Below are 21176 nucleotides of genomic sequence, written 5' to 3' on the forward strand. Positions count from 1 at the left end.
GTAATCTCAATTCTATAGTTTAATATAACTCGCATCTAATATCAGTATTTTTTGATGGGTTAAAGGTAAGGGAGAAAAGGTTATGTTCGGTTCGATAGAGTTATATGCAGGTGTCCTTATAGCATTATTCCTTGCTGGATTCGTTATCCGCATACTGCTGAGGAGAAGAAGCATATATACCCGCAAAGGGATTATCGATCCCTTGAAGGTTAGTATTAAAGATATTGACAAGATGGAGGACGGTAAGGAGTTCGAGGAGTATTTGTACCGTCTGTTCCTTGCTCTTGGATATGAGGATACTTACAAGACGGTCAGCAGCCGTGACTTTGGCGCCGACTTGGTCTTCACCGACAGGGATGGGGAACGGAATGTGATTCAAGCCAAGCGTTATGCGGAGTCGAATCCGGTCGGGCTCAGTGCCGTTCAGGAGATCTACAGCTCTATGCGGTACTATGGAGCCAGTAAATCTATCGTTATTGCTTCCAGCCGGTATACGGAGGCCTGTGAGATTCTGGCTGGTTACAACGGGGTGAAATTGATAGACCGGTCCGGGCTTGTTGAGATCATCCAACTATTTAAGTCCAACCAGATCACGTCCGTTATGGAAATGATCGAGGACGAACCGGAGTTCATTCTGGATCTCGAAGAGAGGCCCCCGGTCGGGAGTAGGAAGGTCAGACTATCCAGCAGGGAAAGGGACGGATAGTCACGCTTGCGGAAGTAGTCTGGAAGCAGGTACAGACACAGGCACAGACACAGGCACAGACACAGGCACAGGCATTGGAAAAGGCTCCAGAAGCGTGATCTGGAGATCAAGAAGAATAGGATACGAAAGAGGGGATAAAGATGAACTTGGACACCCTGTTTGGAGCGCTCCCGCAGCTTCAGTCGGATCGTGTGCGGTTAGCCAAGGTGGAAGAGAAGCACCTGGAAGAACTATTCGGGATATACAGCAATGAGAGGGTGTTTGATTACTGCGGAATCATTCCGAAGCATAACAAGGACACGGTAAGGAAGATGATTCCGCATTTCGAGAGAGACTATTTGAAGAGGTCAGTGATCAAATGGGGTATCTTCAATCGTCAGAACCAGCAAGAAGACAGACTGATTGGCATTGCGGAAGCTTTTAATTTCAATCAGAAGGTGAACATGGTTACGATCGGTTACTTCCTGGCAGAGCCCTGCTGGGGACAAGGGCTTGCTACGGAGACCGTTGGCCTGCTGACGCGATTCCTCTTCGAGGACGCGGAAGTGAACCGGATCCAGGCGGAGGTGATGCCGGCCAACGAAGCGTCCAAGAAGGTGCTGCTGAAGAACGGTTATGTGCACGAGGGAACCCTGCGGCAGGCATCGTTGTGGGCCGGTAAAGGGATCGTTGATCTGGAGATGTACAGCCAGCTTAGGGCCGAATACGCGGGAAAATAGGGAATGGATCGGCTAACGCGGAATATAACCCGGCCAAGCCTGCAATCCCGTTTGTACACACAGACGATCTATGCTAAATTGAACTCGGACGCAGGAACGGCTCAAGAATAGACCAGACCAGAAGGAGGTTACTGCAGTGCCGCCAGTAGTGTCGGAGGATTATAAAATGCAGAAGAAGCAGGATATTCTGTCCAGTGCGCTGATCTGCTTCGCCAGGAAGGGCTACCAGCAGGCTACAATGGATGATATCGTAGAGCAGTCGGGACTCAGCAAGGGTGCTATCTATAATTATTTCAAATCCAAGGATGAGATTTATTTCGAGGCCGTCAATGAGAATACATCAAGCCTTCAACATGCTGTACAAGAGCAGCTGCAGCAGCTGCCTGCCTCCATAGATAAAGTGTCTTTCCTATTCGATACTTACCTCAGCAATACTCACCAGGATCAGGCCGAGATGGCGCTGTTTCAGGTGTACTATGAATTTCGGCTCCAGTCCTGCCGGGATGAGAAGATTGCCAGCTTTCTGAAGAAGCGAAGACAGGATCTGTTCATTAACCTGATCCGGGATATAATTACGGACGGACAGGGCCGAGGGGAGATCCGGACTGAGCTCGATGCCACAGTTCTGGCTCATACGTTCTGGGGGCTGATTGACGGGGCATCCATCTGTGTGGTGACAGACCCGGACTATCCTTATGAGGCCGCCCTGTCCCAAATGAAACAAATGTTTCTTGCTTATATCAGCTGAGAACCTAAGAGAACGTCGTTAGACCTATTTCCGGGTACCTGGAATTAGGTTTTTTTGTGCACAGAGAGGCTGGAGGTCATTTGAATTCAAGAAATAAATATGATTTAATTAAATAGACTAATCAGTCTATTTTGGCGAACAGGTATGAAAAATATATACTCATGGGAGGCTTATCGTATGGAATCTCGAACACTTGACCCCAAGATTCAACTGGCTGTAGAACAGTATAAAGCTTTGGAAGAGAAGATTGCCCATTTTGTCATGATCGGGGGCTTGCTTGAGTGGGATCAGAAGGTAACTGCTCCCAAGAAGGGCCGTAGCCTATTTGCCAAAGCCATAGGCACTTTCCGAACGGAAGAATTCAAGTTATCCATCTCAGAGGAGATGGGAGAGCTTCTACATACTTTATCCGCGGATGACGTGTATGGGCAGCTGGATGAGATTACCCAGGCACAGATTCGGGAACGCTTAGAAGAATACAGCCGCTCACGGAAGATTCCAGAGGAGATGTACCGCGAATATGTCGTTCTTACCGCCCAAGCGAACGATGCCTGGGAAGAGGCGAGGAAGACGAATCAATTCAGTGTGTTCGAGCCTTTTCTGGAGAAGATTGTAGACTATAACCGGAGATTTGCCGGGATCTATGGATATGAACAGCATCCCTATGATGCGCTGCTCCATCAGTACGAACCGGGCTTAAGCGTGGCCGTACTGGATCCGCTGTTCGCAAGGCTGAGAGAGACGACGGTTGCGCTGCTTGAGAGAATTAAGAAGTCCGGCAGTAAGCCATCTACGGAGATTTTTGAGCAGGAGTATGAGGTGGAGCAGCAGAAGAAGTTCAATCACTACTTCCTCCCTATTATTGGCTTCGATATGGAGGCTGGCCGGCTTGACGAGACGGTCCATCCGTTCGCCCAGACGATGAATACCGGTGACGTGCGGATTACGACAAGGTACCTTAAGGACAATGTACGCTCTGCGGTATTTGGTACGATTCATGAAGCGGGGCACGGTATTTATGAGCAAAATATTGATCCGCGGCTGGAAGGCACAGCCTTGTCATCGGGGGCATCCTTCGGCATTCATGAATCCCAGTCCAGGTTCCTGGAGAACATGGTCGGCCGCAGCGAGCAATTCTGGACGTTCTTCTATCCGAAGATTCAGGAGCACTTCCCGCAGCAGCTGGGCCACGTAAGCAAGCAGGACTTCTATAAGGCCGTGAATACGGTACAGCCAACCATGATTCGTGTGGAAGCGGATGAGCTGACGTATAACCTTCATATTATGATTCGGTATGAGATCGAGAAGGGGGTTATCGGCGGAGAGATCGAAGTCAAGGATCTGCCTGCGGTATGGAATCAGAAGATGCAGGAGTACCTCGGGATCACTCCGTCTACGGATTCAGAAGGTGTGCTGCAGGATGTTCACTGGTCCTTCGGCGGCTTCGGCTACTTCCCTTCCTATTCTCTGGGCAACCTGTACGCTGCACAGCTGCTGCACACCATCGTACGGGAGCTGCCGGATTTCTATTCTTATATTGAAGCAGGCAACTTCACGGCGATTCAAGCTTGGCTGAAAGAGAATGTTCACCGGCACGGTAAGCTGTATACGCCTGAGCAATTAATTCGTAAAGTTACGGGCGAGGATTTGAAGGCGGATTACCTGGTGAATTATTTAGAAGAGAAGTACAGCCGAATCTACAATCTGTAACCGGGAGCAGCATACTACATGATACACAGAGAGGAAGCAGATTATGGCGAATGAGCTTAAATCACTTAAATATTTGGATGGACAAAGAATCTTCCTGCGGAGAATTGCGGAGACCGATGTGGATTATTTACTGGAAGCTGTATCAAATCCGGTGATTCGGAAGCTTACCGGAACCACTTCGTTCTTCACGAAGAAGCAGCTGGAACAGGCCATTGAGAAATGGAGTCTGGATGACAGCCGGATGGATCTGCTTATTTGCCTTAAGTCGGACTTCAAAGTGATCGGCGACCTCGCTGTTCTGGATGTGGATCACCGGGAGCGAAAAGGCAGCTTCCGCATCGCGGTATCGGATGAGGCCTTTATGAGTCAAGGCTATGGAAGTGAAGCTCTGCACCTGATCATTCCATACATGCTCGATACGCTTAATCTGCGCAAGATCAATATCAACGTGTATGCTTTTAACGAGAGAGCCATTAAGACTTATGAGAAATTGGGCTTTGTCCGGGAAGGGATCATCAGGGAAGACCTGTACTTCGAGGGTCAGTATTACGACAATATCCTGATGGGACTCTTCAAGGAGGAGTATGTACCTGCGAAATAACCCTGTATGGGTAAAAAAATATTGAACACGTAATGCAGCCGTGTGAGATGTTCTTCATTAACAAATTAGAAGCCCAAGCCGGTAGAGGCTGGGGCTTCTTTATAATGTATTGATACCATTTGCCCAGACAATAGGGTCGGGAAATATAGTCGACAACCGCGGGAAGCAGCCTTCGTTCGTGGAGGGCCGCACGGAGCAGCACGATCTATCCAAATCATGCAATCCATACTATGATAATCAGTGAATAGATGAGAGGAGATGAACGACATGGAGCTGAGATTTACAACCGGCACATAACCATGGTGGTTGTCTCTAAGTACAGCCACCCTTAAATTAAATCTGCTTAAAGGTGGACACTCAATATGACATTCAATGAATATGAAATGATAGAAAGATTGCCTACCGTTGCCGAGCATCAACTCCTCTGGGAATCTGTAGGCTGGGGAGAAGTGGACATCCAAATGACGGAGGCTTCGATTGCAGGTTCGATCTATGGCGTAGTGGCCATTTACCAGGGCGTCACGGTCGGCATGGGCCGGATTGTTGGCGATGGGGCGATGTACTTCTACATTCAGGATGTTGCTGTTATGCCTGAACACCAGGCCTCCGGTGTGGGCGGCCGCATTCTGGACCAGCTTCTGGCTTACATCAGAACCTCCCCCAGGTCATCTGGTGGAGCTCCCTTTATCGGATTGTTCGCGTCGGAAGGCAAGGAGAGGTTCTATGAGAAGTACGGGTTCAGGGATTATTCCCCAGGCATGACCGGCATGTTCATGGTAATGGATAAATAGTTGTCGTATACATATTACAGAGAGAGGTCTATATATGCGAAAAGAATCCTTGGTACAGCCAGATCCGCAGAGCTGGCTTAGTCAATTTCAATTCTCCATCCCGATTAAGGTTCGCTACTGCGAGACGGATCTGCTTGGCCATGTGAACAATGTGAGCTATTTCATGTATTTTGAGCAAGGCCGGATTGAATACTTCGAGAATTTGGGCTTGACGGAAGAACTGTTCAGTGAAGAACGGGTATCCGTCGTTGCTGATCTGGAATGCCAGTACCTGGCACAGATCTTTTTGCGTGATCCGCTCAAGCTGCATATCAGGGTGGCTAGGCTCGGCCGTTCGTCAATGGATATCGAGTATGCCTTGGTTGCTAATGATCAGTTGAAGGCAGCTGGGCGCGGAGCTATTGTATTGATAGATACGAAGAGCGGCAAGAGTACGCCAATTCCGGATGCTGCGCGGGAAGTTATAAGTTCTTATGAGAATTTGGTTGAGTGAAAATTTACGTATTGATCATTCAGGATAAAGGTGATTATCAAACCTAGGGCCAGTAAGCGATTGAACTATGGGTCAACAGCCGCTATAGCACAAAAGGGGTATCCCGCACCAGTAAGATGGCTGCAAGATACCCCTTTTTTCATAAATGTAATCAATTCAGCAGTGCGCGTTCTTAATTAGTCCTGATCCAGCCCGGCATAGAAGAGCAGGTAATTCGCCATCTGGCTGCTCCAGTAGGCATCATCATGCTTCCCGCCCGAATTCACATGCAGCTCGTAGGATTTGGTCGGGCGCTTGGCCAGTACCTGATCCAAAGTCTTCAAGGGCCCAAGGAAGTCATCCTTATCCCCGGCATCCAGGTAGATTCGCTGCTTGTTCAGCTTCTGGGTTCCGGCAAGGAGAATGGGGTCGTTCAGCTTGCGAATGGCTTCAGTCGGGTAGATAACTTTCTCCAGCACGTCCCACATAGGGCCAACGAACAGAGCCGGGGAATGACCACCTACCTTGCCGAACAGCTCGGGATGAGAGAATCCGATACGCAGCGCTGCGAATCCACCCATGGAGGTTCCGCCCAGATAGCGGCTGCTGCGGGACTTTTTTGTCTTGAAATGGGTATCTACATAGTTGACCACATCCTGGGTGATATAATCCTCATATTTACCTTTGTAGAGAACGCCTTCATCCCCGGGCTTGCCGCTCTCGGGAACGGTGCCGGAGAGCTCTGCAGAGTTCACGCCAAAACTGTTATCTATCATTGGAGCTACGATAATCAGGGGTTCGATCTTGCCGCTGGCAATCAGCTCATCAGCCTTCTCTGTAACCTTAAGACTATTCCACCAATGGTCTTCATTTAGCTTATAAGAATGAAGCACATAGAGCACAGGATACTTGCTTTGAGCCTCATAATTCGGAGGCAGGTAGACGTTAAGACGCATTTTTTTCTGAAGCGAATTGCTGAAGAAGTTCACTTTCAGGGTTGAAGAAGTCGCGCGCTCCTTCGCTGCCGAAGCCACTGCAAGAGGCTCAACAATTAGAGCAAGGAACAGCGCCAAGATAAGTCCTTTGACCATTTTCATACCGATATCTCCCGCTTTCTTATCTGGATTAGTAAGGCTTATCCAAAGTCTAGCAGGCAACACCTTAAGTTGTGTACTGAGAATCGGCAGGGCCTTGCTGCAAATTGACAGCAATGGCGGGGGTCAGCTGTTGTTGTTAAGCATCCAGCAGTACTTACTCCTGTATTCTGCAGGTGAATATCCGGAGTATTTGCGGAAATGACGGATGAAATGAGCATCATCCCGAATTCCAATCCTCTCCATAATCTCTGTCGTCGGCAGGAGCGTATTGCGAAGCATGGAGTCTGCCATAGTCATCCGGATCTTGTTCACATAGGCGATCAGCGAGATGCCTGTGGATCTTTTAAATTGTTCCCCTAGTGTAGTCTTATTCAGATGGAAGGCTGAAGTCAGGTCTTCCAGCTTGATCTTCTCCCTATAATGAGTATGCAGATATTCCAGGATGGGCTTCACCGAGTCAGGAACATTGTAGGGAACTGCGGCTGGGGTGAATCCGGTTCTCCGATAAGATCGCCGGACGAGGAACAGCAGCTCCATCAGATAGGATCGGCTTCGGCAGGGCCAATGGTAATCCGGCTGATCGCGCAGGTTTTTACTTATCTCTAGAAGAAGCTCTGCCAAGTGCCTTGCCGATGTAGGGTCAAGAGGAATTGACCCGCAGTATCCATCTTGCCGTTCTGTGAAAGGTTCAAGCAGCCATAAGTCCTGGGCGTCCGTGCCCGTAAGCCCTTGTCCGGGTTCTTCCTGAGCATTAAGGAGATCTCCCAATCTTTCATTTAATACACCAGGTGAGAAGCACAGTATTTGATATTGTAGAGGGCGGCCTGCGATAAGGCGAACCCGCTCCTGTGGATGATAACAGTAGACGGCGGGCGAGAGGAGAGGATACACCTGTGTCCCGACTTCCACCATTCCATTCCCGTCTTCGATGAGAACCATTTGATAATTGGGTGGAAGCGTTCGAGACTCATTGGATATGTGTTCTTCCATACGGCAGACTAATCCGATTCTATAGCCGGGATGAAACGTTCTTCCTTCGGTCGATTCCTTCATAACAGCCTCCCTATTTCCTATCTTTTTCCAAATTCTCTATACGAATAATAACACATGCCAGGGCATCTTATATTCAACAAGGTTCTTAGTCTCGCTATCATGTCTGCGGGAGTACTCGGATTTAATTCGGGGTAGCTGACTAAGATTTTTTTGATAAACCTTTCCAGAAGTATTAAAATCATATTTACATAAATATATCAATATTTAAATGGAAAGTAATATGGGGTGTAATTGATGAACAAGCAAGCTGTATTTTTTGATGTGGATGACACGCTCTATGACCATTTGTCGCCTCTGCGCAGCGCATTAGTAGAGGTTCTTGGATTGCCAGAGGATTTCCCGTATGAGAGAGCGTACTATTTATTCCGCTATTATAGTGACCTATTATCTGATGAGGAAGGACTGTCCGCGGTTCCTGATCAGGCCAAAATGGAGCGTATGCGTAAGAGACGGTTCATGCTGAGCCTGGCCGAGCTTGGTGTGGAAGTGACAGAGGAGCAGGCTGGCAGGCTGCAGTCCGCCTATCTGAAGGGACAGTTCGGAATTAAGCCGTTCGAGGGTGCGGTGCCGCTTATACGCGGGTTAAGTGAGGCGGGCTATGTAGTAGGATTGATCACCAACGGCCCGAGGGAGCACCAGATGAGCAAAATTCTCGCCATGGAAATCGAGAAGCTGGTGCCGGACAGTCACATCTTCATCTCCGGGGCTCTGGGAGTCGCCAAGCCGGATCCCCGTCTGTTCACTCATGTCAATGCAATCACAGGGACCCGCGCAGAGGAATGCCATTATATTGGGGACTCTTGGCGCAATGATGTCGTAGGCAGTCTGGGCGCCGGCTGGACCTCGATCTGGTTCAATCACCGCGGGGCGAAGCCGGAGTCGGATCACACGCCCCATCATATTGTATCTACTTACGAGGAGATTGGCAGATTATATGGAATGAATAAGCTCGACAAGTAAATGAATGAGATGCCTTCCAGGCCTTGGAGGAATACACCTATGGGGATGGTCCTGACTTTTCTCAAGAAATACCGTGCTGCTTCCATTGCGGCTCTGCTCATGATGCTGATTGAGCTGTCCGTGGAGCTGATGCAGCCTTATCTGATCTCCAAAATCATTGATAACGGAATACGAGTGAAGGATCTGTCCGTGGTATGGCTGTGGGGCGGCGTGCTGCTCGGAAGCTCGGTCATTGCTTTCCTGGCCGGCATATTGAGCTCCTTCTTCGCTTCCCATGCCAGTCAGGGCTTCGCCTTCGATCTGCGTGACAAGCTGTACGATAGGGTGCAGTCCTTCACTTACTCTGTATTTAGCCGGTTCGAATCCTCGTCCTTAATCACACGGCTGACCGGGGACGTTACCCAGCTGCAGGATATGATCTTCATGAGTCTCAGATTCGCAACCCGGGTACCACTGGTCGTATTTGGCAGTATCCTGATGGCACTTATCGTGGATGTGCAGCTGGGTCTGCTGCTGGTCCTGACTGTTCCCTTTCTGATTATGTTTGTCATGTGGATGATGAGGATCGCGACTTCCAACTTCGGCAAAGTCCAAAGCAGACTGGACAAGGTGAATGAAGTCATTCAGGAGAATCTGACGGGAATCCGTCTGATCCGGGTATTCGTACGGACAGGGCACGAGATTGAACGGTTCGCGAGGTTCAGCCTGGCGCTGATGAAGGAGACCGTGGGGTCACTCAGACTTATGGAGTCCACGGTGCCTTTCGTTCTCCTGCTGGTGAACTGTGCCATCATTGCGGTCCTCTGGTTCGGCCGGATCGAGATTGCTGCCGGGGATGCTTCCGTTGGCCAAGTTGTAGCCGTCGCGAATTACTCCCTGCGGATTATCGGCGCTCTCTCGGCCCTGTCCTGGGTACTTATGAATTATTCCCGGGCTATCGCTTCAGCGAAGCGCATCCAGGAAGTGATGGATACTGAGGATCAAGCCGAAGCACTTCTTCATGGTGCTGTGAACCGGCCGGGTCAACCGGGTGAACAGGCGGCGCCTGTCCAAGGACAGGTCGAGTTCCGCAATATAGGCTTCCGTTATCCCGGCAGTGACATTGACGTCCTGGACGGGATCAGCTTCAAGGTGGAGACCGGTCAGAGGGTGGCTATATTGGGAGCAACAGGTTCAGGTAAATCTTCACTTATTCAGCTCATCCCGCGCCTTCATGAGCCGTCCGAGGGGAATATCCTTATTGATGGCGTGGATATCCGGGATATCCCCCATTCACGCCTCCGGGCCTCAATCGGTTATGTTCCACAGGAGGTTGTGCTGTTCACAGGCTCGGTTAAGGATAATATTGCCTGGGGCCGTGAAGAGGCAACCTCAAGTCAGATTGAGACAGCCGCCAGACAGGCCCAGATCCATAAGACGATTGAGCGGCTGCCTGAGGGGTATGAGACGAAGCTCGGGCAGCGGGGGGTCAACCTGTCGGGCGGACAGAAGCAGCGGCTGTCGATTGCGAGGGCCTTGGTCAGACAGCCCTCCATTCTGATTCTGGACGACAGCACCAGTGCGCTTGATGTGAGTACAGAAGCGGCACTTCTTGAAGCATTGAAGAATTTGTCCTGCACGACGTTCCTGATTACCCAGAAGATTAGCTCGACAAAGTCGGCGGATCTGATTCTGCTTCTGGATGAGGGCCGGCTTGCTGCCCTCGGCAGCCATGAGGATCTAATGCGAACCTCACTTTTATACCGGAAGATCTATCAATCTCAGTACGGGGAGGGGGCACATCATGTTCAAAGCCTTGGCTGAACCGTTCCAGCACCCCTATCCCGAGATCGAGCTGCAGAAGGGCAGGAAGCCGAAGGCGAAAGTGAGGAACGTCTCGGGGACGCTGGGAAGAATCTGGTCGTATCTTGCCCGTCGCAAGGCCAAGCTGACCCTCGTCCTGTTGATGGTGGTTCTAAGCTCAGGACTGGCCCTTCTGGGCCCTTACATGATCGGAAGAGCTGTGGATGATTATCTGGAGAGCAGTCAGGGACACTTCGGTCTATTCCTGGCAGGACTTGGCCTGGTATATACGCTCTATTCCGTCACTTCCTGGCTGCAGAACATCTGGATGATCGAGATCTCCCAGGAGACGGTATACCGGATGCGCGCGGATCTGTTCACCCATCTGCACCAGCTTCCGATCCCCTTCTTCGGCCAAAGGCAGCAGGGCGAGATCATGAGCCGGCTGACCAACGATATGGAGAACGTCAGTTCCACCTTGAACAGCTCTGCGATCCAGATCTTCTCGAGTATACTCACCCTGATCGGCACGCTTGGCGTTATGCTGTATCTCAGTCCGCTGCTGACACTGCTGACTTTCCTGGTTGTGCCGCTCATGATCCTGGGCATGCGCTGGATTACCCGGCGCACAGGTCCGCTGTACAAGCAGCGGCAGAGCAATCTGGGGGAACTGAACGGGTATATTGAGGAGACACTGTCGGGACAGCGGATCATTAAGGCATTCTCCCAGGAACCTAGAGTAGTGCGGGGATTCCAAGAGCGCAATGAGGCTATCCGCCGCTCGGGCTTCTGGGCCCAGACGATATCAGGATTCATTCCCAAGCTGATGAACAGCCTTAACAATTTGAGCTTTGCCATTGTGGCTGGCATCGGGGGAGTTCTTGCGATTCACGGCGCGGTCACGATCGGGATTATCATTGTCTTCGTGGAGTATGCGAGGCAGTTCACAAGACCTTTGAATGACCTGGCTAATCAGTGGAATACATTGCTGTCGGCGATGGCTGGAGCGGAGAGAGTATTTGAGGTCATGGACGAGGAAGTGGAGGGCAAGGATGAAGGCGCTTCGGTGAAGCTGAACCATGTGGAAGGCGCGGTCAGCTTCTCCGGGGTCTCATTCTCTTACGAAGAGGGCGGAGATACGCTGGCAGGGATCAGCTTTGATGCGAAGCCGGGTGAGATGATTGCGTTGGTAGGCCCCACTGGAGCAGGCAAGACCACGTTAATCCAGCTGTTGTCGAGGTTTTACGATCCTACAGGAGGGCTGATCACTGTAGATGGACGAGACATTACCACTATTCAGCGGCACAGCTTGAGATCTCATATGGTCTTCGTGCTGCAGGATTCTTTTCTCTTCCAGGGAACGATTCGTGAGAATATCCGCTTCGGACGGCTGGATGCATCCGATGAAGAGGTGGAGGAAGCCTCCGGACTGGCTAATGCGCATGCCTTCATTATGCGGCTTGACGGCGGCTATGACAAAGTGCTGAAGACGGGCGGCAGCGGCATTAGTCAGGGACAGAAGCAGCTGCTGGCTATTGCCCGGGCAATGCTTGCTAATCCCTCGATTCTTGTGCTGGATGAAGCTACGAGCAGCATTGATACGATTACCGAGATCAAGATTCAGGAAGGTCTGCAGCGTCTGATGAAGGGGAGAACCAGCTTCGTCATTGCGCACAGGCTGAATACGATCCGGCAGGCGGACAAGATCCTTGTTCTTAAGGATGGAAGACTGCTTGAACAGGGACCGCATGAGGAGCTGCTTGCCGAAGGTGGATTCTACAGCAGGCTGTACCTGAATCAACTCCAGCATGAGGATTTGCAGTGAGCTGCTGCACCTGAATAATCGATCTGCCTTTTATGGATACTAATTCAGGTTCACTCATTCCATATACACCAAAGGAGAATCTAAGATGCAGCAGCAATTTGGATCAAATCAGCAAAGCCAAGGTCAGAGTATCCCGCAATTTAACCGCGGTGGGCATGAACTATTTGAAACACATGAAATTCTCCAGTGCACCATTAATCTGCTCGACAACTATACGATTTACAGATCATATGTGAAGGATCAGGAGCTTATGGGGATCCTGGATCGTCAAGCGGCCTATATCCGGACTCAGTATAACTTGACGGTAGAGTGCTTCATGTCAGGGCAAAAACCAAGCCAGGAGACCGAGCCTTACCTGATCCCTCAAATGAAACAGCCGATATATGGATTGCAGCAGCAGGGACAGGCCAAGAAACCGGCAGCCTCACAGGCCGAGATCAATGATGCGGTAATCAGCACATTGATGCTGAATATCGTTAAGCCGCATGCTTCAGCCCTGGCAAGATCGGCTACTGAAGTGGTGAATCCTGTAGTTAGACGGGTGCTTGCTTCCCAATCCCAGAACTTTGTTGAGATGGCCTATGAGCTGTTCGAATATCAGAATGTCCGCGGTTATTACCAGCTTCCACAGCTCTCCGGGCAGGAGCTGCATGCGATGATGAATGAGTTCGCACCTACGATTGGCGGTAACCAAGGTATGGGATTCGGTCAGTCTCACTAAGTTAGCCTGGGCCGATAAGAGGCTCTCCGGCATGGGGGGCAGCTTGCCGTGTCCGGTGGAGCCACTTTACCGAGGATTACAACAAAGCAGCGGTTCCCCCTAGTGGGAGAGCCGCTGCTTTGTTGTATATAGGTGTTCACTATGCTGCAGGTTAGGGCTTCAGAATAACTTTGATGCACTCATCTTCATGCTCATAGAAGGTCTTGTAGGCAGCGCTGGCCTGATCAAGCGGCACACGGTGCGTAATAATCTCCGTAGGATCGAACTCTCCTGCGGTAATCATATCGAACAATTTGGGCATATAATGAATGACCGGGGCCTGACCCATCTTGAGTGTGATATTCCGTTCAAAAATATCTCCAAGCGGGAACATGTTGTACAGAGAGCCGTACACTCCAGTAAGCTGCACTGTGCCAAATTTGCGGACAGCATGAATACCGATATCCAGGGCGCTCAGCGTGCCGCCTTGTAGCTTGAGCTTCTGACCAATGGCTTCGAGGGCGTTCTTCTTCCCGTCCATCCCCACACAATCGATCACAATATCGGATCCGCCCTGCGTAATCTCCTTGATATATTGGCCCATCTCATCGAACTCATCAAAGTTGTACACTTCCGAATTGTTCATTTGCTTGGCTTTGTTCAGGCGGTAAGGAACATTGTCAATGGCGATGACCCGCTTGGCGCCTTTCATCCAGGCGAACTTCTGGGCCATTAAGCCAACTGGTCCGCAGCCAAGTACTGTAACGGTATCCCCTGGCTTCACACCGGCATTCTCCACACTCCAATAAGCTGTAGGGAGCACATCGGACAGGAACAGCAGCGCTTCATCAGGAAGCTGGCAGGATTCAGGAATCACGAAAGGCATGAAGTTGCCGTAGGGCACATGCAGCAGCTCGGCTTGTCCGCCGGGATAATTGCCGTAACGCTCCGTGAATCCGAAGTAGCCTCCCGTATCGATCTCCTCGTTACGATTGGAGTTATCGCACTGACTCTCCATATCATGCTGACAGTAGAAGCAGTGCCCGCAGGAAATATTGAACGGGAGAACAACACGGTCCCCTTTCTTCACACGTGTCACCTCAGGCCCCACCTCTTCCACGATGCCCATAGGCTCGTGGCCAATGACGTAGTCTTTGGCAGCGGGAAGTGCGCCTAGATAAATATGTAGATCCGAACCGCAAATGGCGGTTGAAGTAATCCGTACAATAATGTCATCTTTCTTCTGCAGCTTGGGATCGTCCACCTGCTTGACTTGAATGTCCTTGGCTCCTTGAAAAGTAACAGCTTTCATATATGCTCTGACCTCCTAAGTAGTGATAGTTGAAATATACCCTATGCCTTCTTTTTTAAACGAACCCATGGTAATTAATTTCCAGACTTATGAACCTTACCTCACAAGGTAGACATCGACATGGCAGAGTGAGAGAATAATCATATCGATATTCTGAGGGAAGGAATGAGATATAGTGGTACGATTCGGTATTGTAGGGACGAACTGGATAACAGAAAGATTTGTACAGGCTGCTTTGGAGAATGACCAATTTGTCTTAAAGGCGGTCTATTCACGCACGGAAGAGAAGGGCCGTTCATTTGCGGCTAAATTCAATGATCCGCAAGTCTATACGGATCTTACGGATATGGTCTCCAGCGAAGAAGTGGATGCGGTATATATCGCGAGTCCCAACTCTTTTCACGCGGAGCAGGCGATTCTCTGCATGAATCATGGGAAGCATGTCCTCTGCGAGAAGCCCATGGCATCTAATGCAGCGGAAGTTCAGCAGATGCTTGAGGCTGCGCGGAAGAACGACGTGGTGCTGATGGAAGCGCTGAAGTCTACCCTTATGCCTAATTTCAAAGTAATCAAAGATAATCTGTATAAATTAGACCGGGTACGCCGTTATACAGCGAGCTATTGTCAATACTCCTCCCGGTATGATGCTTTCAAGCAGGGGACTGTACTCAATGCATTTAATCCCGACTATTCCAATGGATCCCTGATGGACCTGGGAATATACTGCCTCTATCCGATGGTGGCGCTCTTCGGCAAGCCGGATTCCATTCAGGCTGTAGGGGTTATGCTGTCCTCAGGTGTGGACGGAGAGGGCAGTCTGATCATGAAATATGATGAGATGGAGGGCGTGGTTATGCACTCCAAGATTAGCGATTCTTATCTGCCGACCGAGATTCAGGGGGAGAACGGAACGATGGTGATTGACAAGATCAATCAGCCTTATTCTGTGAAGATCCACTACCGTGATGGGACGATCGAGGATCTCACCAAGCCCCAAATGCATGAGTCTATGTATTATGAGGCACGTGAATTTATGGATCTGATCCTAAGCGGTGAGCGTAATAGTGAGATCAACTCCCATGATACTTCGCTCGCTGTGGCGGAGATCATGGAAGAAGCGAGACGCCAGATTGGACTGAGATATAAGGCGGATCGCTTCTAGGATAGAATCTGATTATGTATTCAGGGAGGAAGATGGGTGAACAGAGGGAACAATTTAGTATTGCCAATTCTGGGGGCTCTGGCCGCAGCAATCCTGGGTGCGGCGCTATGGGCGGTTGTTGGTATAAGCACCGACCGTGAAGTGGGTTTTGTCGCTTTGGCAATAGGAGCGTTAACCGGCTACGCCGTACAGCTGTTAACGAACAAACGCACAACCAGAGTTCATCAAATAATTGCCGTAATTACCAGCATTATTGGTGTCCTGCTAGGTAAATATCTTTTGTTTGGCTATGCTGTTAATAATGGAATGGATGGCTTGTTCGGGAGCTACACCTTTCAGATGTTCCTGGAACTGAGCGGAGAGATCTTTGATGTAATAGACATTCTCTTCCTGGCCCTTGCTGTGGTTCCAGCTTGGCGGATCGCTGCTCCTAAGGCGGCACAGCCTGTTCAGCCTCAGCAGTCTACACCGGCAGAGTAATAAGTCTGAAGAATGGCGTGAAATGTTATGACTGTCAAAAATCTGCTCGTTACCGGCTACCGTGCCCATGAACTGGGCATCTACAACCAGAAGCACGAAGGAATTAAATATATACGCAAAGCGATTACGGGTAAGCTCATTCCCTTAATTGAGGAAGGCCTGGAATGGGTGATAACACCTGGCCAGTATGGAGTCGATCTATGGGCTGCCGAAGCGGCGATCGAGCTTAAGAAGGAATATCCACATCTGAAATGCTCAATCATCACAGCCTATAAGGATCCGGAAGAGAAGTGGAAGGAAGATAAGAAAGAGTACTATGAACAGATTACAAGGAAGCTGGATTATTATGCATCCGTGAGCAACCAGCCGTATGATGGAGTATGGCAGCTTACAGCCCGGGATGATCTGCTGCTCAGGAAGACGGAAGGCATTCTGCTCTTCTATGATGAGGATGCTGGCGAGGCCAGCCCTAAATTTATGAAGAAGCGTGCGCTGAAGAAGCATGAAGAAGAAGGCTATCTGTACCTTACTATAACCTCCGAAGACATTCAGACCATCGCGGATGAGGAAGTGATGTATGAACGTCCAGACGACCAGCTGACAGGTCTGCCCGAGGACTGGTAGATTCCCGTCCATGTAGGGAACCTGATGAAGCCTTGGACAAGCCCCATATGCTATAATATTCCAAATGGGAATTATGGTGATGTGGGGGATATCATGAGTAGACCGTCAGTATTTATCGGCTCATCCAAGGAAGCAATTCCGATTGTTAATGCTGTTCAAGAAGAATTGGAGCATTATGCGCTGGTTACTCCATGGCACAGAGGTGTGTTTCAGCCTGGACGTTATACCATGGAGGATTTGGAAGCCCAGCTTCATGAGAGCGATTTCGCCGTATTTATTTTTCACCCGGACGATGTCACCACCATAAGAGGAAAGTTATATTATACGGCAAGGGACAATACGATATTTGAGATGGGACTGTTCTGGAGCCGGCTGGGCCGGGAACGGGTCTTCTTCCTGCTACCGGCCAATATTCCTGTTCAGGAAGCCGATGAGGATAAGCAGATCGACGGGTTCCGTACGCCTTCTGATCTTCTGGGCATGACTACGCTGACCTATCAATTTAATCCGAAGAACTGGAACTCTTCGGTTGGGGTAGCCTGCGGGAAGATGGGAGCCCGATTCACGGAGCTGGGTCCCAAGAATACAGACCCTGCCGAGCTTCTGCAGCAATCGGTGGAAGAGCGCGAGCGCCTGCTGCGGATTATCGGATTCTTCGAGGAGCTTAACCACAAAGCCACTATGGAGACCGAGCTGTATAATCGGATATGCCGCGCGCTGCGCCTGTCATTCATTGCGGCCCCGTATACCGTCAGCGGCTCGGCGCTGTTCAAGGCAGAGGATAGGGTGATCCGTCAGGTAGGCAGTGACGGGATCGGTGAGCTCGGACGTGAATATTCACTCGAAGTGAATCAGGATAAGAAGGCAGCGCACGAGATTATTCATGTGGTCGATGTGCATCTTAGCGGCAATGTTTCTTTTAGCCAACGTAACCGTAAATCCATTGTGAAGGAATATATCTTGTGTTATCCTCTAGCTAAGAGGTATGTATTCACTATCCATCTTAAGGGTACTGTTCAGGTGGATGAGGCATTGTTCGAGACGATCTGTTATGTGAACAAGACGCTGCTTGATTCAATCCATGATTTACTGGGAGGGGAAGCGCCATGAAATCCAGACCGAGGATGACTTTCAGAAGATATAGACTGAAGAGTCCGATTCTGCTGCCGGGTCACTTGAAGATCGTGCTGGCTCCTACCTTGGATGGAGAGGATGAAGAGGCATTCACAGTTCTCTTTGAACGCAAGGCGGAGTATGATAAGCCGGTATATCGTGTCTAAGTTAATATTGGGTTAATGTTGTCCATTTAAGATAAGAGGGTTGTCCCCGCACGGAGGCTGCGTGCAGGGGGCAGCCCTTATTTGTGTAACGGGTTTTTTAGTGGCCGGCATAAGGCGGTAGGGCGGGTCTGGCAGGTTCCAAGACTTAAGTCCAGTTCAAAGACTGAACCATAGTCAATTACCAGGCGGAACCATGACTGATACAATTATTGTAAAATCTGGAGCAATTACAGCTTGTTAGGAGCGTAGGTATGGAGTGGATCAGCAATCTTTTTGAACAATATGGATATTTCGTGTTATTCTTCGGGTTACTTGCGGAGTCGTTGGCCATCCCGTTCCCCGGGGAGCTGGCAATGGCAATTTCGGGTCACTTATCTACGCATGGGAGCTTCAGCCTCCCCTTGATTATTGCGTATTCTTACGGAGGAGCCATAATCGGCACGCTGATTACCTATTATTTGGGATACAAGCTGGGGACCCCCTTTTTCGTCAAATACGGCAGGTTCCTTCTGCTTAATGAGCAGCGGCTGGCCAAGCTTACGGGATGGTTCGGCAAATATGGGGACAAGCTCATTTTGATCAGTTATTTTGTACCGGGGCTGCGGCATTTCACAGGTTATCTGTCGGGTATCTTAAGGGTTAAGCTGAGTACCTTCATCCTGTATAACTGTGCAGGCGGGATTCTGTGGGTGCTTGTCTATGTCATGGTCGGTAAGATCTTTGGCCAGAAAATAGAGCTGCTGCTTCATCTCATCTCCCAGTATTCGTCCATCGCCATTGGGGCGGGAGTGTTCGTGGTGATATCAGGACTCCTGATCAAGAGAAACTTCAAGGTTATCCGTAACTGGTTCGGAGCCCCAGGCAGACAGAAGGAACAAGACTAGGCGGAGGATAGCGTGGCTGAACCAGGGGAAATGAATGGACAAAAGAAGCCTTCCTTATGAATGGTTGCTCGCACCTCCATATACTAGGAACCGGCTTCTTTTGTTATTGAACGGAACATGCTATTTCATCGCGTCCCGATCCAGTGAACTTATGAAATCCGTGAAGCTTGGGATACGACTGAGGTCGTACGACAGAATCTTCTCGGTTAACTTCTCGTGTATACTCTGCTCCAGATCTTCTTGATCAGAAGGGGGCGCCATTCTACTATGCTTCTTGATCAAGGGAGAGAACCGGTGAAGGACTTGATAGAGCGCGTCCCTGTCCCCTTGCTGGGCCTTGGTCACCAGATCAAGCAGTGTGTCATTCTCCATGCGTGCTACTCCTTTGCTCTGTTTAGGTTGTGGAAATCTGCATCTAATTCTTGGATGGAATGATCCAGCGAACTCAGTTTCTTTTCAAACCGGAAGAACAAATACGCGCTAACCACAATAGGGAACCCGACATTGTTAATGGCATGCATCAGGAAACTTAACAGTGCTTCATCCACTTTTCTTCACCTCCTTTACCGAGACGGAGGAACGGAGCTTGTTCAGGGCGGATTGGCGTGTCTTGAATATCGCTTGCGGGCTGACCTGAAGACTTTCGGCAATCTCCGTGTCCCTGTAGCATAGAACATAAGACATTAACACAATCTGCTGCTGCTTGTGGGTTAACAGGCGGAAGCAGCCGTACAGCTTCTCATCTTCGATGTTCTCGGCAAAGGCGGAATATTCCTTGAAATAGTAGTCGACAGATGGGCAATAATCAAATAGAACAGAGTCACTTCCGCGGCTCTCCTCAGAGCGGGGCTGGTCAATAATTAGCGGATTACGCTTATGGATCTTATGGGTGGAGCGGATAAAGGAAAGAGTGGACAACTCAACGACCGAGGCCATATATCTGACGAATCGGATCTGGAACAAATGCTGCCGGAAGGCATCCTGAATACGGTCCCAGCATTCCAGTTGACCCTTGATAGCGCTTACCAAAATAGCGGCATGAGGGGTGTGGCTGAAGAATGACTTAATGACAGGATTACGGAAGGCGGCTTCATGAACGGCTGCATATTTCTCGAAAATATTTAGCTCATCGCGGGTTAAAGCTCTTACTTTCATAAGTCTAAACCCCCTTCGTGATATGAATGTCCAGGCATCGTCTCTTGCGTTCATTCCTATTAATAAGATATTAGCATGTTATCCAAAATAAACCTGTATTTGAACATACGTTCTTGTTAAGTTAAAAAAATAAAAAAGTCAGTAGATATAGATTATTTCACAAATGGGATTAATTGGCATGAGTCTGCAGGCTGGTTATTCATCAGGCATATAGAAGGACTTTAGCTGGGAGGGGCGGCGAATAGTGGTGGCATATCAGAGAATCGGGCCAAACTGAATGCGATATAACGACCGGCATGGATCACAGTTATCAGAAGTATCAATCTGCCACAACAACCCCTCCCTCTAGTTATTTAAGCCTCTCTAATACAGATTGAGCTGCGAATGAAGCATTCATAGGTCATTCTATATTTTAGCTTATAGTAATAAAGTGTCCTAACCCTGTGGAAAAACAACCTATTTTACTTGCTCGCTTCATTTTTGTAAATGAGATTTATCTCACTTCAGCTCTTGAGCGTTCTATCATTCATTTCATATGGTTAATGAACTTAAGAAGAGGAGAGGGAGGTGGCATTCATGAACGAAGTTACTGACCATCTGGACTATGGCCTTCAGATTGTCTTCATTGGCTTCAATCCAAGTCTGCGTTCCGGGGAAGTTGGGCATCATTATGCGAACCCCCGCAATAATTTCTGGAGAATTCTATATAAGTCGGGGCTAACGCCAAGGCTGTATGAGCCCACCGAGGATGGGGAGCTGCTTAAGCTCGGGTATGGCTTCACGAATATTGTGGCGAGACCGACGCGTGGGGTTGAGGATATTACCCGCGAGGAGTACCGCGAAGGAAGGGAGATTCTGAGGAGTAAGCTTGTGCAGTTCCGGCCGCAGATTGCCTGCTTTGTCGGCAAAGGGGTGTATACCGAGCTTACCCGGAGGACGAAGGTGGATTGGGGCCTCCAGCCGGATTCCTTCCTTGAAGGGATTCATGAATTTGTGGCTCCTTCTTCAAGCGGGCTTGTCAGAATGCCGATGGAGGAGATTATAGAAATCTACCGGAGGCTGAAGCTGTTCGTCTCTCCAGAATGGGAATAATTGCGGAGCTTGCCATGAAGGGG

General features: G+C 49.6%; 24 protein-coding genes. 18 read left to right on the top strand and 6 right to left on the bottom strand.

The features are described from left to right. Positions 1-82 precede the first annotated feature (82 nt). The 7 genes from LDO05_RS03780 to LDO05_RS03810 all read left to right on the top strand — a co-directional run bounded on the left by LDO05_RS03780 (position 83) and on the right by LDO05_RS03810 (position 5768). Positions 83-706 (top strand): restriction endonuclease, encoded by a 624-nt coding sequence (locus LDO05_RS03780; RefSeq protein WP_251377583.1) that lies wholly within the window; start codon positions 83-85, stop codon positions 704-706. Between the two features lie 140 nt (positions 707-846). Beyond that, entirely contained in the window at positions 847-1425 is a 579-nt protein-coding gene (locus tag LDO05_RS03785; protein ID WP_251377584.1) for a GNAT family N-acetyltransferase, read from the top strand. Between the two features lie 136 nt (positions 1426-1561). Continuing rightward, complete coding sequence (locus LDO05_RS03790; RefSeq protein ID WP_251377585.1) at positions 1562-2173, top strand: TetR/AcrR family transcriptional regulator; 612 nt, start codon at positions 1562-1564, stop codon at positions 2171-2173. Positions 2174-2350: 177 nt separating this feature from the next. Next, positions 2351-3883 carry a carboxypeptidase M32 gene (locus tag LDO05_RS03795; RefSeq protein WP_251377586.1) on the top strand — a complete coding sequence of 511 codons (1533 nt, stop codon included), beginning with the start codon at positions 2351-2353 and terminating at the stop codon, positions 3881-3883. 43 nt (positions 3884-3926) lie between these two features. Further along, a complete protein-coding gene (locus LDO05_RS03800; protein ID WP_251377587.1) occupies positions 3927-4484 on the top strand; it encodes a GNAT family N-acetyltransferase in 558 nt (185 codons plus the stop codon). 362 nt (positions 4485-4846) lie between these two features. Then, complete coding sequence (locus tag LDO05_RS03805; RefSeq protein ID WP_251377588.1) at positions 4847-5275, top strand: GNAT family N-acetyltransferase; 429 nt, start codon at positions 4847-4849, stop codon at positions 5273-5275. A 34-nt stretch (positions 5276-5309) separates the two neighbouring features. Next, positions 5310-5768 carry an acyl-CoA thioesterase gene (locus LDO05_RS03810; RefSeq protein ID WP_251377589.1) on the top strand — a complete coding sequence of 153 codons (459 nt, stop codon included), beginning with the start codon at positions 5310-5312 and terminating at the stop codon, positions 5766-5768. 176 nt (positions 5769-5944) lie between these two features. Here the strand turns inward: LDO05_RS03810 and LDO05_RS03815 are convergent, their stop codons facing one another. Together LDO05_RS03815 and LDO05_RS03820 are read right to left on the bottom strand one after the other, a co-directional pair. Next, complete coding sequence (locus LDO05_RS03815) at positions 5945-6844, bottom strand: alpha/beta hydrolase (RefSeq protein WP_251377590.1); 900 nt, start codon at positions 6842-6844, stop codon at positions 5945-5947. Positions 6845-6967: 123 nt separating this feature from the next. Continuing rightward, positions 6968-7897: a helix-turn-helix transcriptional regulator gene (locus LDO05_RS03820; RefSeq protein ID WP_251377591.1), complete on the bottom strand. Its 930-nt coding sequence runs from the start codon at positions 7895-7897 to the stop codon at positions 6968-6970. Between the two features lie 234 nt (positions 7898-8131). On the opposite strand from LDO05_RS03820, the gene LDO05_RS03825 reads away from it, so the two are divergent. The 4 genes from LDO05_RS03825 to LDO05_RS03840 all read left to right on the top strand — a co-directional run bounded on the left by LDO05_RS03825 (position 8132) and on the right by LDO05_RS03840 (position 13185). Continuing rightward, a complete protein-coding gene (locus LDO05_RS03825) occupies positions 8132-8857 on the top strand; it encodes an HAD family hydrolase (RefSeq protein WP_251377592.1) in 726 nt (241 codons plus the stop codon). Between the two features lie 39 nt (positions 8858-8896). Continuing rightward, positions 8897-10660: an ABC transporter ATP-binding protein gene (locus LDO05_RS03830; RefSeq protein WP_251377593.1), complete on the top strand. Its 1764-nt coding sequence runs from the start codon at positions 8897-8899 to the stop codon at positions 10658-10660. Continuing rightward, positions 10641-12464, top strand: a complete 1824-nt coding sequence (locus tag LDO05_RS03835; protein ID WP_251377594.1) for an ABC transporter ATP-binding protein — start codon at positions 10641-10643, stop codon at positions 12462-12464. The genes LDO05_RS03830 and LDO05_RS03835 overlap by 20 nt, the downstream gene beginning before the upstream one ends. Before the next feature lie 85 nt (positions 12465-12549). After that, the gene (locus LDO05_RS03840; protein ID WP_251377595.1) at positions 12550-13185 is read left to right on the top strand and encodes a spore coat protein; all 636 of its coding nucleotides are present in this window, start codon (positions 12550-12552) and stop codon (positions 13183-13185) included. A 151-nt stretch (positions 13186-13336) separates the two neighbouring features. Here the strand turns inward: LDO05_RS03840 and LDO05_RS03845 are convergent, their stop codons facing one another. Beyond that, complete coding sequence (locus LDO05_RS03845; RefSeq protein WP_251377596.1) at positions 13337-14476, bottom strand: zinc-dependent alcohol dehydrogenase; 1140 nt, start codon at positions 14474-14476, stop codon at positions 13337-13339. Positions 14477-14648: 172 nt separating this feature from the next. Here LDO05_RS03845 and LDO05_RS03850 point away from each other — a divergent pair, with 172 nt between their 5' ends. The 6 genes from LDO05_RS03850 to LDO05_RS03875 all read left to right on the top strand — a co-directional run bounded on the left by LDO05_RS03850 (position 14649) and on the right by LDO05_RS03875 (position 18906). After that, complete coding sequence (locus LDO05_RS03850) at positions 14649-15638, top strand: Gfo/Idh/MocA family protein (RefSeq protein WP_276575585.1); 990 nt, start codon at positions 14649-14651, stop codon at positions 15636-15638. A 36-nt stretch (positions 15639-15674) separates the two neighbouring features. Then, the gene (locus LDO05_RS03855) at positions 15675-16118 is read left to right on the top strand and encodes a hypothetical protein (RefSeq protein WP_251377598.1); all 444 of its coding nucleotides are present in this window, start codon (positions 15675-15677) and stop codon (positions 16116-16118) included. A gap of 27 nt (positions 16119-16145) precedes the next feature. Then, positions 16146-16742, top strand: coding sequence for an SLOG family protein (locus tag LDO05_RS03860; protein ID WP_251377599.1), 597 nt, complete (start codon positions 16146-16148; stop codon positions 16740-16742). Between the two features lie 93 nt (positions 16743-16835). After that, on the top strand, positions 16836-17852 hold the full coding sequence (locus LDO05_RS03865; protein WP_251377600.1) for a TIR domain-containing protein: 1017 nt from the start codon (positions 16836-16838) through the stop codon (positions 17850-17852). A 14-nt stretch (positions 17853-17866) separates the two neighbouring features. Next, positions 17867-18022 (top strand): hypothetical protein, encoded by a 156-nt coding sequence (locus LDO05_RS03870; RefSeq protein WP_251377601.1) that lies wholly within the window; start codon positions 17867-17869, stop codon positions 18020-18022. Positions 18023-18273: 251 nt separating this feature from the next. Further along, on the top strand, positions 18274-18906 hold the full coding sequence (locus LDO05_RS03875; RefSeq protein ID WP_251377602.1) for a DedA family protein: 633 nt from the start codon (positions 18274-18276) through the stop codon (positions 18904-18906). A 120-nt stretch (positions 18907-19026) separates the two neighbouring features. Here the strand turns inward: LDO05_RS03875 and LDO05_RS03880 are convergent, their stop codons facing one another. The 3 genes from LDO05_RS03880 to LDO05_RS03890 are packed head-to-tail and all read right to left on the bottom strand — an operon-like array spanning position 19027 to position 20061. Then, positions 19027-19278, bottom strand: a complete 252-nt coding sequence (locus LDO05_RS03880; RefSeq protein ID WP_251377603.1) for a helix-turn-helix domain-containing protein — start codon at positions 19276-19278, stop codon at positions 19027-19029. A gap of 5 nt (positions 19279-19283) precedes the next feature. Then, positions 19284-19454, bottom strand: coding sequence for a YvrJ family protein (locus LDO05_RS03885; protein WP_251377604.1), 171 nt, complete (start codon positions 19452-19454; stop codon positions 19284-19286). After that, positions 19447-20061, bottom strand: coding sequence for a sigma factor-like helix-turn-helix DNA-binding protein (locus LDO05_RS03890; protein ID WP_251377605.1), 615 nt, complete (start codon positions 20059-20061; stop codon positions 19447-19449). The genes LDO05_RS03885 and LDO05_RS03890 overlap by 8 nt, the downstream gene beginning before the upstream one ends. A 576-nt stretch (positions 20062-20637) precedes the next feature. Between LDO05_RS03890 and LDO05_RS03895 the strand changes: the two genes are divergently transcribed. After that, complete coding sequence (locus LDO05_RS03895) at positions 20638-21153, top strand: mismatch-specific DNA-glycosylase (RefSeq protein ID WP_251377606.1); 516 nt, start codon at positions 20638-20640, stop codon at positions 21151-21153. Positions 21154-21176 lie beyond the last annotated feature (23 nt).

It is taken from the genome of Paenibacillus sp. YPG26 (assembly GCF_023704175.1).
Classification (GTDB): domain Bacteria; phylum Bacillota; class Bacilli; order Paenibacillales; family Paenibacillaceae; genus Fontibacillus.

Excerpts from the sequence above, each read along its gene's own strand:
- LDO05_RS03780 (WP_251377583.1), top strand. The coding sequence starts at position 83 with ATGTTCGGTTCGATAGAGTTATATGCAGGTGTCCTTATAGCATTATTC.
- LDO05_RS03785 (WP_251377584.1), top strand. The coding sequence starts at position 847 with ATGAACTTGGACACCCTGTTTGGAGCGCTCCCGCAGCTTCAGTCGGAT.
- LDO05_RS03795 (WP_251377586.1), top strand. The coding sequence starts at position 2,351 with ATGGAATCTCGAACACTTGACCCCAAGATTCAACTGGCTGTAGAACAG.
- LDO05_RS03800 (WP_251377587.1), top strand. The coding sequence starts at position 3,927 with ATGGCGAATGAGCTTAAATCACTTAAATATTTGGATGGACAAAGAATC.
- LDO05_RS03805 (WP_251377588.1), top strand. The coding sequence starts at position 4,847 with ATGACATTCAATGAATATGAAATGATAGAAAGATTGCCTACCGTTGCC.
- LDO05_RS03810 (WP_251377589.1), top strand. The coding sequence starts at position 5,310 with ATGCGAAAAGAATCCTTGGTACAGCCAGATCCGCAGAGCTGGCTTAGT.
- LDO05_RS03815 (WP_251377590.1), bottom strand. The coding sequence starts at position 6,844 with ATGAAAATGGTCAAAGGACTTATCTTGGCGCTGTTCCTTGCTCTAATT.
- LDO05_RS03820 (WP_251377591.1), bottom strand. The coding sequence starts at position 7,897 with ATGAAGGAATCGACCGAAGGAAGAACGTTTCATCCCGGCTATAGAATC.
- LDO05_RS03825 (WP_251377592.1), top strand. The coding sequence starts at position 8,132 with ATGAACAAGCAAGCTGTATTTTTTGATGTGGATGACACGCTCTATGAC.
- LDO05_RS03830 (WP_251377593.1), top strand. The coding sequence starts at position 8,897 with ATGGGGATGGTCCTGACTTTTCTCAAGAAATACCGTGCTGCTTCCATT.
- LDO05_RS03835 (WP_251377594.1), top strand. The coding sequence starts at position 10,641 with ATGTTCAAAGCCTTGGCTGAACCGTTCCAGCACCCCTATCCCGAGATC.
- LDO05_RS03840 (WP_251377595.1), top strand. The coding sequence starts at position 12,550 with ATGCAGCAGCAATTTGGATCAAATCAGCAAAGCCAAGGTCAGAGTATC.
- LDO05_RS03845 (WP_251377596.1), bottom strand. The coding sequence starts at position 14,476 with ATGAAAGCTGTTACTTTTCAAGGAGCCAAGGACATTCAAGTCAAGCAG.
- LDO05_RS03860 (WP_251377599.1), top strand. The coding sequence starts at position 16,146 with ATGACTGTCAAAAATCTGCTCGTTACCGGCTACCGTGCCCATGAACTG.
- LDO05_RS03865 (WP_251377600.1), top strand. The coding sequence starts at position 16,836 with ATGAGTAGACCGTCAGTATTTATCGGCTCATCCAAGGAAGCAATTCCG.
- LDO05_RS03870 (WP_251377601.1), top strand. The coding sequence starts at position 17,867 with ATGACTTTCAGAAGATATAGACTGAAGAGTCCGATTCTGCTGCCGGGT.
- LDO05_RS03875 (WP_251377602.1), top strand. The coding sequence starts at position 18,274 with ATGGAGTGGATCAGCAATCTTTTTGAACAATATGGATATTTCGTGTTA.
- LDO05_RS03880 (WP_251377603.1), bottom strand. The coding sequence starts at position 19,278 with ATGGAGAATGACACACTGCTTGATCTGGTGACCAAGGCCCAGCAAGGG.
- LDO05_RS03890 (WP_251377605.1), bottom strand. The coding sequence starts at position 20,061 with ATGAAAGTAAGAGCTTTAACCCGCGATGAGCTAAATATTTTCGAGAAA.
- LDO05_RS03895 (WP_251377606.1), top strand. The coding sequence starts at position 20,638 with ATGAACGAAGTTACTGACCATCTGGACTATGGCCTTCAGATTGTCTTC.